At 42.4% G+C, this 13,391-nt stretch carries 12 protein-coding genes; 3 read left to right on the top strand and 9 right to left on the bottom strand.

Annotated features, from left to right (window positions below; genetic code table 11):
• Nucleotides 1-130 precede the first annotated feature (130 nt).
• From HWI92_RS11555 to HWI92_RS11545, 3 genes are all read left to right on the top strand, one after another.
• Nucleotides 131-793: a plasmid mobilization protein gene (locus HWI92_RS11555; protein ID WP_204663870.1), complete on the top strand. Its 663-nt coding sequence runs from the start codon at nt 131-133 to the stop codon at nt 791-793.
• Entirely contained in the window at nt 790-1,635 is an 846-nt protein-coding gene (locus HWI92_RS11550) for a relaxase/mobilization nuclease domain-containing protein (RefSeq protein WP_204663868.1), read from the top strand. The genes HWI92_RS11555 and HWI92_RS11550 overlap by 4 nt, the downstream gene beginning before the upstream one ends.
• A gap of 262 nt (nt 1,636-1,897) precedes the next feature.
• Entirely contained in the window at nt 1,898-2,455 is a 558-nt protein-coding gene (locus HWI92_RS11545) for an antirestriction protein ArdA (RefSeq protein ID WP_204663866.1), read from the top strand.
• A 488-nt stretch (nt 2,456-2,943) separates the two neighbouring features.
• On the opposite strand, the gene HWI92_RS11540 is transcribed toward HWI92_RS11545, so the two are convergent.
• The 9 genes from HWI92_RS11540 to HWI92_RS11500 form a co-directional block, all read right to left on the bottom strand.
• A complete protein-coding gene (locus HWI92_RS11540) occupies nt 2,944-4,272 on the bottom strand; it encodes a hypothetical protein (protein ID WP_204663864.1) in 1,329 nt (442 codons plus the stop codon).
• A complete protein-coding gene (locus tag HWI92_RS11535; protein ID WP_204663862.1) occupies nt 4,269-4,643 on the bottom strand; it encodes a hypothetical protein in 375 nt (124 codons plus the stop codon). The genes HWI92_RS11540 and HWI92_RS11535 overlap by 4 nt, the downstream gene beginning before the upstream one ends.
• A gap of 1,121 nt (nt 4,644-5,764) precedes the next feature.
• Nucleotides 5,765-8,104, bottom strand: coding sequence for a GMC family oxidoreductase N-terminal domain-containing protein (locus HWI92_RS11530; RefSeq protein WP_204663860.1), 2,340 nt, complete (start codon nt 8,102-8,104; stop codon nt 5,765-5,767).
• Nucleotides 8,061-9,848 (bottom strand): metallophosphoesterase family protein, encoded by a 1,788-nt coding sequence (locus HWI92_RS11525; protein ID WP_204663859.1) that lies wholly within the window; start codon nt 9,846-9,848, stop codon nt 8,061-8,063. The genes HWI92_RS11530 and HWI92_RS11525 overlap by 44 nt, the downstream gene beginning before the upstream one ends.
• A gap of 19 nt (nt 9,849-9,867) precedes the next feature.
• On the bottom strand, nt 9,868-11,259 hold the full coding sequence (locus HWI92_RS11520) for a patatin-like phospholipase family protein (RefSeq protein ID WP_204663856.1): 1,392 nt from the start codon (nt 11,257-11,259) through the stop codon (nt 9,868-9,870).
• Nucleotides 11,231-11,545, bottom strand: coding sequence for a DUF4345 family protein (locus HWI92_RS11515; protein ID WP_204663854.1), 315 nt, complete (start codon nt 11,543-11,545; stop codon nt 11,231-11,233). Before HWI92_RS11515 ends, HWI92_RS11520 begins: the two co-directional genes overlap by 29 nt.
• Before the next feature lie 109 nt (nt 11,546-11,654).
• Nucleotides 11,655-12,032, bottom strand: a complete 378-nt coding sequence (locus HWI92_RS11510; RefSeq protein WP_204663852.1) for a patatin — start codon at nt 12,030-12,032, stop codon at nt 11,655-11,657.
• Complete coding sequence (locus tag HWI92_RS11505) at nt 12,016-12,498, bottom strand: DUF1772 domain-containing protein (RefSeq protein ID WP_204663850.1); 483 nt, start codon at nt 12,496-12,498, stop codon at nt 12,016-12,018. The genes HWI92_RS11510 and HWI92_RS11505 overlap by 17 nt, the downstream gene beginning before the upstream one ends.
• A gap of 1 nt (nt 12,499) precedes the next feature.
• Complete coding sequence (locus HWI92_RS11500; protein ID WP_204663848.1) at nt 12,500-13,390, bottom strand: acetoacetate decarboxylase family protein; 891 nt, start codon at nt 13,388-13,390, stop codon at nt 12,500-12,502.
• Nucleotide 13,391 lies beyond the last annotated feature (1 nt).

The raw sequence follows: 13,391 nt of genomic DNA, 5'->3' as shown, positions 1-13,391 counted from the left end.
CACGGTGGTTTTTCCACAGCCAGCTATCGCCGGTACGTCGCAAAATGCGACTACCCGGCGGCTGGCCATGGGAAAACCCCTGGACCCCTGCTATTCGCCTCGCGGCTCATAGCTCAACTTGGAAGATAATATGGAAAGTAAAAGAAAAGGAAGACCACCGAAAGAGGAGAAGGTTGTGCGAAGGGACCACTTTTCTGTATGGGTTACGAAAGACGAAAAAGCGAGGATCAACCAGTTGATCGAGAATAGTGGACTTTCTGCAAGTCAGTTCTTTCTGACACTTGCTTTGGATACGCCCATCAAACGACCGCAAAAAAAGACACTCCCCGCCAGGACGGCAGAGATGATCCGGACGCTTGAACAGCTCAGCGGGATTCTGTCGCTTGCGGTTTTGAAAACGAAAGATCAGCAAATGCAAAGTCAACAATGGATGCAAAGCAGTCGGTACGTGCGGCTACTTTCACAAATCATAACCTTGTGGGTGTTTGAAGATTTTGAGATCAGGACGTTCTCAAAGACGCTCAACAAAGTTCAAGAATGGATGCGTCAGCTAGGGTTATACATCCGCCGCGTGTTGCCGGACTCTCATAACAAAACAAGCATTATGGATACGACCGAGAATCTGTTCAGTAGTGTTAAGGAGCTGCTAGCAAAATATGAGCGCCACTACCAACCAGCTGAACTGACCGCCCAGCTTTCGTCATGGAAATCTGATACATCGAGCAATCCGGATCGAGTGCATCGGATGATTGAAGAACAGGTTACGGCAATGCTTAAACGTCTTGATGCATGATAGGAAAAGTCGGACTGGGAAATTTCGCGAAAGGAATATTGAGCTATTGCTACTATGAAAAGGAATTGTCGGCAAAACAAGCGAATAAAATGACGCTCGGCGATGTTCGAGGAGAGCTCATCTATATCCAGCATCTTGGCATCAGCACATTGAAGGACGGCAGACTGGATTTGGATTATCTGGCAAAGCAGATGTTGGACAATAGGGACAAGAACAGAAACCTGAATAAATATGTATGGCATCAGTCGTTCAGCTTTCCACCAGGCGAAGATCCGCCCAAAGAGAAGTTGACTACTCTGGCGCAGGAGTTTGCAAAGGAATTCGGTTTCTCAGAAAATCAAATGCTTGTATTCCGGCACAACGACACGAAACACAAACATATCCACATTGTGGCCAACCGTATCAACTACAATGGCAAAAACACCGCAGATCATTTCAAAAACTATGCACGGACGGGTGAGTTCTCAAGAAGAATGGAGATGGAGCTCGGGCTGACCATAACTCCTGGCATGAGCCTGAATCAAAAAGGGAAGCAGCAAGCGCCAAGACAGGATGCCGCAATCTTCAACCTCAGGAGTTTGATAGATCAAGTTTTATCAAAAACAACTTCGATTGACGAGTTCGGAAAGCAAATGCAATCATGCGGATTCAAGACGTATATAGGAAGAGGTATAGCTTTTTTTAATATGCAGAATCGGATGAAGGTGAAAGGTTCTGACCTGGGTAAGGACTACTCATTGCAGAATCTTGAAAAGCGACTGGGGTTGGAGATGTCGCAGGCTTTTGTGCCTGTAAAAAAGAAGAAAAAGTCTCGCCGGAAGCGACTAGGATTAAGTATCTAACAATTTGCAGTAGACAGGCAGCTGTTAATATGCATTACTGAGTTTAAAACCACGCACACACTTGTCAGTCAGTGCAACGAAAGTTACGAAGCAAAAAGTGACGCGTGCAAAGTTTCCGGCTATTTACCGCGGCAATTGCCGCTCCTTAAACCGCCTCCCGACTTTGCACCCAAGGGGCAAGCCCCGTCACTTTTTCTTCGATAGGAGAAGGCGATTGCCCTGAGCACAAAGCCGGGGCTCGTAACTTCAAAGACTTTCAATCATGAAATCATTAGAAAATGCTCCAAGAATCTATGTAGGTACTTACGGAATGTACAACAGCGGTTCACTCTTCGGGAAATGGTTTGATTTGACAGACTATGCTGATGCAAAGGAATTTTACCAGGATTGCTATGAATATCATCGGAATGAATTCGATCCAGAGCTGATGTTCCAAGACTGGGAAAACATTCCGGATTTCCTGATTTCCGAGTGCAGCTTGGATGATATGGCGTTTGAGTACTTCCAGGCGCTGGACGAAATGGATGATGATACAGCGGAAGCTTTCAAGATTTACTGCGAACAAGTTAGGTCCTGGCCTGGGAATGGGAAGGCATTAGACGAACAAATCGAGAGTTTTCAGGAGAGCTATCGCGGGTACTTTCGTGGATCGATGAAGGACGCGAAAATAGAGTACGCTTACCAGTACGTTGATGAAACTGGAATGCTGGCTAACACCCCTTCTGTGCTCGAACGGTATTTTGACTATGACGCTTTTGCTCGGGACTTATTCCTGGAAGGATATACTGAGGTGGACGGGTACGTTTTTGCTGACTACTAAGTTTTTATAGCGATATAACCGGTTAACCGGTTATATCGCTATAAATTAATCTCTTTAAGCTTTATCAGAGTGGGAAAAGCGATCTCGAGACGTGAATCATGGATTACAACTTGTTTGGGACTTGAACTGGTTGACGAGCAGCTGATTGATTTTCTCGTTCCAATCCCCGCTGCCACGATATGACACTAACAACCCGGTACCGTCAAGATTGCTGCAACACCTGAGGCAATGATCCAAGCCAATTCAATCGATGATTGATTAATGAAGACTAAAGGCGGTGGCCAGCAATCACTACGAAAACCTGGGTATTAGTTGTTGATTGCAGAATTATTTTTATATTTTCAATAATGGCAAGGGTTAGTTTATTGCTTCCGAGCCGCTGTTCGAGCATGATTATCAAGCGATTTTGATGATCGATGGCACATTGTTTGTTAGGTCAAAGATATCATGATTTGTTTAAAGTCTAAAAGCTCATAAATCCCTCCCTATCACCACCCTAATAGCGATGTGATTGAATAACGGGTGACTAGTCCGAACTGAAACCTTTTTATGGCACGAGACGGTGCAGTTTTTTCCAGTAGCTCCGTCACTTTTCCCGACGTATCAGGTAACTGAAAATAAAGTCCTCCCAAAAATTTCCCATCGTTTTTGTGCAAATACACGCCCAACCCAAAATCCGATCTATTCGGATATCTAACTTTGTCCTCCGATCCAGCTGTGAAGCGTCCGTATAAGTTAATAACCATCATGTCACGAGGCGAAAGTGGAGCATAGCCAATCAAGTCAACGTTTACCTCCTTTGCTTTTATGCGCTGAAAATCGCCCTGGTATGCAGTAATTTTTTTCTCACTAACAAGAACTGCTTTCCCATCGTCCTGAGTCGTCGTGGTTCGTAGGGTGTATTCAACCTTGTCTATATATTTAAAATTTGACGTCTTAACAAATGCAAGCGTCGATCCGAGCTGCAAAAATGCTCTGCGTAAATTGAAGCCAACTCCATAATCATAGCCACGTAACATCTTATCTTCAAAGTTTCCTGACAGCTTTTTTGTGTCTGTGCCCGATGCTAATTTGAATGATGAGCCAGTGAGGCCGTAAAATGCGAAGGGGATAAATTCAATGTAAGGGTCTTGATCAGGATTGTCAGCAAAAATGAGTTTATCGATTCGCTCATTCAAATCCGCAAAGTCATTCTTCCCTTCATTGATGACAGGTGTAAGTAACGTTTCAAAAACTTTTTTTGCTTGTTGAACCTCGGCTGGATCGCCATTCTCAATCTTAAAAATGCCCAAGATTGTAAGCACCTTATTATTTCCATTCAAAAATGCTTCAACTGCATCGATCATTTTCTTCTCTGCTGCTGGATTTAAATTCTGCCTTGATGTCTTTATTCGATTTCGAATTTTATCCTTTAAGTCATTCTCGAGATCTACAAATTCAACTGTCAACTTACTCTCTATTTCTTTTACACCGGATTCGGCTGACTTAGGAAGTCGAGCGTTACTCCATCTCCAACCAAGATTAAGCCTCCCGACTGCACCGGCAGCAGGTATTCCCTCGGAAAAAATATTGACAATTCCTTCCTCGCTTTTTCCTTGTAGATATCCACCATATACAAAATTGCTCGTCTCTGTTATGTTTTTAAGAGTTAGATTATTAATTCCGAGTGAGACTTCGGGTTTCGTAGGGTCCAAGCTGATATACGTACCATGGTTTAAGATCGTTCCCTTACCCGTAGCGTCCTGAGTAGTTGGCTGGCCAATAATTTTGATGGAATTCATCATTAGGATGATGATTAAAGTGACCAAACTTTTCATGGTAGTTCTACGGTTTCTGCTCCTTCAAAACGCCCATCCGACTTAATTCTAAACTCTATTGGGTTCTCTGGAAATTTTTCGTCATTCAATTCGAGAGTGAAGGACCAAGATCTAAATGGCGTGCCTACGGACTTAACTCGTACCCTCACTGTGTCGTCGAGAATAATCACATCTTTCATTGTTCCTTCAATAATATCCGGATCATCATTTTCATCAAACAATTGCTCCATTTCATCAGCATCGAAAAATGCATTGTTGATACCGAACAGAGTAATCCCAGCGTGACCGTTTAGGTTAATGGTAAATTTTACATCAGTTGTCATAATTTTGATTTTTTGTAATGGTTCGAAATAGCTTATTACCTTGCGCATTTTGCACATTAAAAGTTAACCTCTTACACTTTAAAGTAGAAGGGATTTTTTATAAAACTATCGAACGATCTCTTTTTGGAAGAAAGCTTATTGAATAAGATGTCATGAATTCTCGATACACGAAGACTTTGTTAGCATGTCTATGTCTAAACACTAGTTAGGATACAAATTTTACTTCCCCAGGGTTTTGAAATAACTTATTCAAGCGACTACCATAACTATCGTGTCTTAAATGACGATAACTTCAAAATTTTTACCAGCTATTTGAGATCTTCGAATACATTTGTAGCTACTTTTCAAAAAGTTTTAAGATATCGTAGCCACTAAGTAATTCTCTAAGATAAAATTGTAGATTGACACAACCTTGATTTTTCGTCACTACATTTGGTGCCGATGTGATAAGACATCGGCTAAGGCAAACCGATGAGTATTTCCTCGACCTCTCTTCGTATTGCCTTCTTTTCTTACCACGTATGCCGAGTTGATTCAAATTATCCCCGCACCCCGTAGTTAGTCAGATGGATTTCTAAGAGTAAAATCATCTGTAATTCGCTACGACAATTCCATCCAAATTATTAAAACGGATTTCACCAAAATTCACGCAGAAAAATTAGTAACTTAACCTATGTCCGATCGACAAAGTGAAAATTCAACAATATGCCCATCATGGGTCATCAGTTCAGAACCAGAATTTCAATGATTAGTTAAAGCGGGCCGATAGATTTCAAGTTGATTGGTAGCGTTTCAACGAATAGTAGATCTTTACTTCTAAGCGTAAATATAATTGTTTGCTGGTAAAATTAATATTTGAGCACTTGTTCTACGAGTTTATAATTACTATTTGAGTTGTTTAAAAAAAAACTCTACTATTAATTTCAAGCAAGGATATGATTCTAAAAAATAAGAGACCGCTAAGACACGCTGAACGGTTATCCAGCTTTCGGAATATAGCTAAATATTCAAAATTTACATTTTAAGAATATAGCCCATTTAGAGTAATAATATAATTAGTTACCTAATCAAGCAGTCTGAGTCTGAGAATATTTCTTAAAATAGAGTGACAAACTTTCCAAAAATGTAAAGTATAATACTTAAGTGCTACCATCGAATCAGTTGAATTGTTATAAAATACTTTGGCAATACGTTTGTAAAATATTCTGACCGAAAAACTGGCTGAATATTGTTATTGCTTCGAGAGATTGGTATGGAGTTGTTGCGTTTAGCGCACGCACGGTTGCAATTTGGGTTACAAGATCGGAAGGGACAATTTGGAGGATGCCTTTTCCAATAAGGTCCCCCCCAGGCGCCATTCCCTTGTATAAGGTGACGAAAAGTTTTGTGGTATCATTCCAGACATCCAGCCCTGGATCATTATGCATTAATTTATATCCGACGAAATAAAATTGTTCTCCGTTATGACTATTCAAAACCATTTGATATTGCATTAATTTATCGGTTGAAGTAGTAGATTTATCGATCATCAAATTAAATATACCATCACTTGTTGTCAGAGGTTCAGACGAAAGTGCGGGCGCAATAACAGTTCCGGCCATCCGACCTTCATGCATTGGATTTGACACAAAACTCTCAATATCCCCGGTCTGGATTGTGAGCGTAAACAGCATTGGAGAGCCGGCCTCTTTTCCCTTTAGAAAAGCTTCGTCGAACCCGCTTTTTTCCACTAGGCTGAAATAACCACGCATGGTTTCAGTAAATTGTACAGCAGGTAGCTTTTGCTCCTCTTTAATAATCGGTGTCGGTGAATCGTACATTAGCGTTCTTCCCGTTTTTTCAATAATGATTTTACAGGCTCGTTCCGTTAATGCCGAAATGGTTAGTAATGGATTGGTGCCGACCGGGCGCGGTATAATAGCACCATCCAAAACATATAATCCGGGATGTACCTCATCATTTGTATTGCCCGAAAATACATTACCGATATGATTGGTCACACCGGAACTGCCGCTTTCGGACATGCAACATCCTCCGAGTGGATGTACGGTCACCAGTCCGTGTTTCATGCGTTCGTTCCAGATACTGCTTCTGATAAAAGTTCCGCCCAATACCCTGGTTGCTTCCAGCATTTTTTCATTTGCCAATTCAAAAACAGGCTGGCTGCCCACGCCAGGCCATTTTATATCCAGCTTATTGTTTTTTAAAAATAATTGCCCCTTTCCGTCATCGTGCGACATGATCAAAAAAGTTTGCATTTTATTTGTTGCACCTGCGTAAGGTCCTTCGATCAGACTCACCACCTCGGCAGCGGATTCCCTTAACCAGTCCGAGAAACCGCCATCAGTATCAATGCCAATCTGGTTTTCGAGGGATAACATACTGATATTGATCATGTCAGCAATCGCCCCAGGCACACTTCCTTCTTCAAGCGTTATGCCTTTTTCAAGTTGCTCTTGATGGCGCATGTCCACGATCGATGTAATGCAGGGCCCAACCCCGCCGACGGCTTCTTTATTTTGTTTGAGAAATTTGCCGGTTCCGATTCCTGATATGGGTTTTTCACAGTTATAAGCAAAGCCAAGTACATCACCATTGCCCGTGAACCTTTGCCCCAATTGTGCCGATAAAGGCAAACCGTTTTGGCCCGATCGCAGCAAAATTTCAGTACTTCCCAAAGCACCACCGGAAACAATGACGATGGCAGATTGACAAAAAAGAAGCGGAGCCTTGAACTTTTCACGGAACGAATCAAATACTTCGTAATAGACCAGCCATTTATCACCCGATTTCGAGATATGACTTACGTCGATATTGCAATAAATTTCAGCACCGTATCCGACAGCATAGGGAAGATAATTCATTAGAAGTGTATTTTTTGCGTCAGAATTACATCCCGTAACGCAATCACCGCAGTTGTTACATTTATTTTGAAACACGCCGACATGGTTGGTTCCGGTTTCAAAATTGACATTGATTTCTGCAAGTTGGAACGGCTCGTCCAGGGCGCCCGCTATTTCCCGCATAGCTTCTGTTTTGGGAAGCACAGGATAACCATGTTTGCCTTCAGGATATTTCGTTGGGCGAAGCATGTTTCTGGCACGCTCAAATCCATCATTTAATGATGTAAGATCTTCGCGAATTTCGGATGGCCAGGTAACGTCTGTAAAAACTCTGTCCTCAGGACGAATGGATACGTTTGCATTAACAAGCGATGTTCCTCCCAAACCACAGCCTTTGAATACTGAAATATTTTCACTGAAATGGAAGTCGTAAAGCCCATTGGTCCGCGCTTCAAAGAAATCCGAATTAATCTGCATTTCCTTTGCGGATGATTCGATGGTATCCGGAAATTTTCCGGATAAAAACTCCTTACCTCTTTCCAAAAGACAGACCCTCATTCCCGAGCTCGCAAATCTTGCTGCTGCAATGCTTCCTCCATAGCCACTGCCAATGACAATGACATCATAGCTTGCTTTTATCTCCGTAAACGGCCTTGATAGTTTCATTTTCTTGAAAGGTTATTTTGATAGGATCTGATATGAGCACGCACTCCGGCAATTCTCCTTCGAAAGCCGGAGTGCCGTTTTGCATACGGGTTTTCCATTTCTTTGTCACTTTTCTTATGCCGATAGGATAAATGGTAAGGGAATCGGACGAGATTTTTAATCTCAGAAAATTTTTAAAATCTTCACCAATCAATGCAGAAGACGATTCGTCAATGTGTGTTTTGAAAATACGGTTCGAGATAAATAGGTACAAGCCCATGATAGTACCTGAGAAGAGGGTACCGGTCAGCCAGATTGTACCTACCAGAAACAGCCATTCCACCTGCTTTATGGAATACTCTTCCAATGTCAGCTGAATACTGGTGTAAATGGCCATGAGAACAGCGACTAATTCAATAAGGCCGTGTAGTAGTCCCCATAGTTTAGCAAGCCAGGATATTTTGCTGCTTCTCACGTCGGTAAACAGGAAGAATCCGGAGACGAGCAGTAAAGCAATTAGCATGGATGCCGGAGAATGCAACATACTTGTGTAAACAATGTGCAAGTAGATTGGTATACTTTGATTGATAGCGCTCAGTAAGAAATTGGAACCTTGCAGTGGGCCGTGTGAATTATTAATCAGAAACCAGAAAAATAATACGTGAAAGCCCCCAATCAATGCGGAAAAGTAAAAATTGAAGCCGGCGAAAAATAGTATTTTCCATGTCATATTCTCCGATTCATTTCTTGACGGAAATGCTTTTTTAAAACTTAATGTTCCTGCTTCTTTTAAGATTGACTGGTCGGGCAAATTATTGGTAAGATGCATGAACGCACCACCACCACCCGCCACAAAGTAGTGCAGGTCGCCCCACTTGCCACCAATGGATTCATAGTGTGAATAGTGATGCAGGTCGCCGGTTAAAACTACTGCCAGCTTATGTTTATTCCCATTTTCATAATCTTCATTTCTAATGTATTTGCTAATGAAAAATTCCAGCCTTTCAAATGACGTATCGTCGGAATGCAGCATATTGTAAATCCACGCGGGCTCAGAAGTGCACAGGATCACTTTGCTGCCATCATTCATTTTTTCTCTGGAAACGTTTTTAAAGTAGTCGAGCTGTGGCTTATCTATATCTTCGCTTAACTGGATGTCAATTGCCCACAGCCAATAGTCGTGCGGCAAGGGAATAGCAAAGTAACTTCTTAACTGATATGTCTTCCAATTTCCTATCCAGCGTTGCTGACAAAATACTTTTAAGAAATTACCCAGGCCATCATACCAGTCATGGTTTCCTGGAATTGCGTAGAGATGTGCCGGCTTTTCGCCTGGTTCACATTTTGGAAACGCGGCCTCGAAGGGTACCTTAAATTTGTTTTCATAGCCTTCTTTTGTGGGTGTCGGATAAATCTGGTCGCCGCCCAATATGAGAATATCACCGCGTGGAATTTCCGTGGAAGTTTCGTTTACAATAAAGTTTAATAAGGGTTGCGCCGCAGTGACGGCCACAGAATAGGTTGCATTAAATCCATCCCCGGTGTCGCTGATGTAGTCGACCCAGATTTCATCCATGTTTTTGTATTCGTCGGTGGCTTTATTCCATTCTAACTGTGCTGCGGGGTCATCCAGCGTTGCCAGAATTTCCCGGCGATCAGCATAATTACCAAATAGTTTTGACACGACGGATTTTATTCCCGATCGCGCAAGGATAGAAGGATAAAACCAATTGATCATTGGTGCCTGGCGGTATTCATTTTCCATACTTTTATTGTCGTTAATTTCAGTGACTACATATAATCTTGAATAATCGGATCTTCGCCTTCATGCCAGCCAGCCAGCTGCTTGCACCAGAGACATTTTGATAAAACAAGTTTCTGATGCGGTCCCGGATTGGCTGAGTTAAAACATATTCACTTGTGTTGCCGTTTTCAGATTTTAATGTGGCGTGTGCTGTTTTGAACGCCAATCCAGTCAGCATATCAAATAAATATGGCCGCTCGAAAGCTAGTGATACGTTCAGAATCTCTCCGGAGCATTTAAATTTCATTGTACAATGCAGATCTGATTTGTTGCAGGTAATGGAATTGTCGTAACCAGAAAGGACAAGTTCGTCTGACAATTGTATCGAAGATGACGAGTCGGTTTCAATCTTGCCATTCGCTTCTCTGATAACCATGTTTAGATGTACCTTAGCGGGCCTTTCGGCATTATTGAAATAGATATTACCGGTAAATTCGTGGGAGAAAGCTACGGATATGCCCGGCTCCTCCATGGACGTAGCGGTCGGTATGTTATCCCAGTTTGAAAAGGGTTTTCTGGATTGTAGCATTCGCACAGTATCCGCATATCCCCTGTTGATCAGCGTGTCTGCATTGACCTTATTAAAGAAAAAGTCGGGATCGAGTTCCTGTGGATATTTAGGTTTAATAATATAAATAGCTATTGGTTTTAAATTCTTTTCTAATCGGTTTTCATTTTCCTTTTTTATAAGTTCCAGATCAGCAAATAATCCGCTGTTCGCGCTGATTTCAATCATATTTACATACTGCCGGAAGGTCCCGTTGGCGTATTCGCTTGTATTGCCAATGCACCAGACGAGCCATATTTCATCTGCGCCCTGTCGGATTGCTTCGGACATATTGGCATCTTTTATCCATACCGCATCAGTGTACCAGTAGTCACCTATTTTTATAGCGGGCATAAACATCGGAAGTGACATTCCTGCCAGTAAATGGTTTTCAGTCACGATATTATTACTGATCGATTCCAGGTTTTTCCGAGAGAAATTACAGACATTGAAGGTGGCAGTGAATGCACTGTTTGCGTTAATGGCCGCAATGTCAATGCCAAGTGCCGGAAATATTTTTTTGCGGATCCCGTCTTCACTTGCCATGGCGGGAAGCTGCGAGATATGCAGGTATTTACGAAAGGGTAGAAAAGAAACGAATCCCATCAAATTGAGTGCGCGCCACCGTTTGGCTATTTCAACCGGCCGTATACCCGATGCGAGCATAGCGGTACCAAATATCCCGCCGGATGTGCCATCAATATGGTTAAACTCAATCGCTGCTTCCTCCAAAGCCATGAGGACGCCGGCGTGATATGCCAACCTGATGCCGCCGCCTGCCAATACCAGGGAACGATTATACTGCTGCGTGTCTGCCTGAGCCATAAAGCTTATGTGTATCAAGAAGTATCACTGCTATACCGATTAATTCATATCCCCAGAAAAAGTAGGAGAGTCGTGATGGAGCGCCGTCCATGATCATTCCAACAGCTCTTGCTAAGACTCCCGAAGTCATAATGCACAGAAATATGAAATTCATGTTCTTTGTGTTGAGAATCTCTTTTGCCCGGATAATTGAGACCACACCAAATCCAAGCTCCAATGCCCTGAGAAATCTGTATTGACTTAAAAGTGTGTTTTTTTGAAGATCAGTTAACTCGGACACTTCCATCTAAAAAGGATTCTGAAATCATAAACGGGATTAATGAATGCTCCCCAAAAACCGGCCAGGACAACTGTTCCGATATACGTATAGAAGAAAAATTTGCCGATCGCGTGTATCATGCCCGTTTGCTCGATAAGTAGTGGTATGCGATCAGTATCCCTGAAAAGAAGTCAAAAATGGCTACGGCCAATGCGAGGAAGTTGAATAACTCCCTGTGCACCCCATATATCACTGCCACACATGCGCCAAATTTCTGAACTGCGCACCATAATACTGCTGCCCGGTTTGGAAAGGGGCTGTACAATGCATGCAGTAATAATGTGCCGAAAATAGCCATGAACATGCCGATCGTAGCAAATAACTGCCCGTCCAGTGTACTGTTTGTAAGACTGATCTTGCTTAGGACAAAAGCTGGTGCAATGATCTGAGCAATACCGGACGCAATGGTGATCAGTGATATTGTAATCAGGAGGGGATTAATGAGTTTTTTCATATCGAAAGACATTTATTGAAAAATAGAACATTACCACCAGCCACTGTACCGTCCAGATCGCTACCCTCAAAATGTTCAGATCAATCCAATCGTTGAGTACAATCTGTAATTCATTGATTTCTTTGATCCCGGAAGACATTTTTTCATTATATGGAAATATAAATTTCATTGTTAGAAAAGTCGAAGCCAGGATGCATATCAAGCCGGTGATAGGAACCCATTTTTCTCTGCTTCGCCATTTTTCGATAATGAATATGCCGTAACAGGCGATCATCACCATTGTCATATAAGTGAAGAAATGCGTAGCGGCGGTAACTTGTGGTACAAATTGTAAGTAGTAGTTGTCCGGCGTCAGTGATTTTGCAATTGGAAATGAGAACAGGACAAGCGACCAGCCTGTGCCGAAGTACATTGAGCATGCAGCAAACAATAAACCTTTCGCAACAGCATAGAAAATATTTTTCATATCAGATTTTGAATTTCTGGTAATCTGTGAATTTGGGTGGAGCAAGCCATTCTTCGTTTAATTTTAGATTTACTATACTGTCGAGGCCATCAGATTTCATCGTAGCCGGCATACTATCATAGGTGACGAACCAGCAGTCAAAATGATCATCAAGGACACCATGTATTTCGGGAAGGTACATCGTGAAGAAAGGGCTGCTTTCTATTTTTAGATCGCGTAGGTATCGGGTACGCGGATGATCGCCGACATAAATACTGCCGACCGCGCTTTTTCCTATTTGTAGTCCCGCCTTGCTTTTAAAATAGATGTACGAAGCAACCAGCATATTCCTGAAATGACTATAATTCACACTTGCGAGGGACACTGGCAACCATATTTTCTGAGGCTTTTCGATTTCAATCCGAAATGCAAATTCGCCGTCCTTTTCGTACTGCGACGATATCTGGTTTGCCTCTATTTTAAAGTCCAGTGATGCCTGGTGTTTAGGCATTCCCCATATACCTTTGCCGCCTTTTACCGATATTTCTGAACTGACCGGAAGATCCAGAACATACTGACCTGTACCATAGGATTTCATAAAAACTGCCGGTAATAATTTAGGACCCGGGCGCGCGCCCTTAGTGCATGCGATGGCCAGACTGTACTCTATATATTTTCCTATCGTTGTCACACGATAATCGATTACCGTGACGATAAACAGCGCCTTTCCATTTATATACTTGAAAGGGTGTAACTCATTCCCCGGCATCAGTTCGGTGGCTTTTTCATAATCGCAAAAGAAGCCGGCCATAATTGCTGGGGACTTCGTGGCTTCAACGGGAAGGGTAAACGGGATGCCGTCAACTAGGGACTTTTTGCCTGTGTAATCCCTGATCCTTTTTGGAATCTTCATA

Origin of the sequence: Dyadobacter sandarakinus (genome assembly GCF_016894445.1) — a bacterium.
Classification (GTDB): domain Bacteria; phylum Bacteroidota; class Bacteroidia; order Cytophagales; family Spirosomataceae; genus Dyadobacter; species Dyadobacter sandarakinus.
This window is presented reverse-complemented; position numbering and strand designations above follow the sequence as displayed.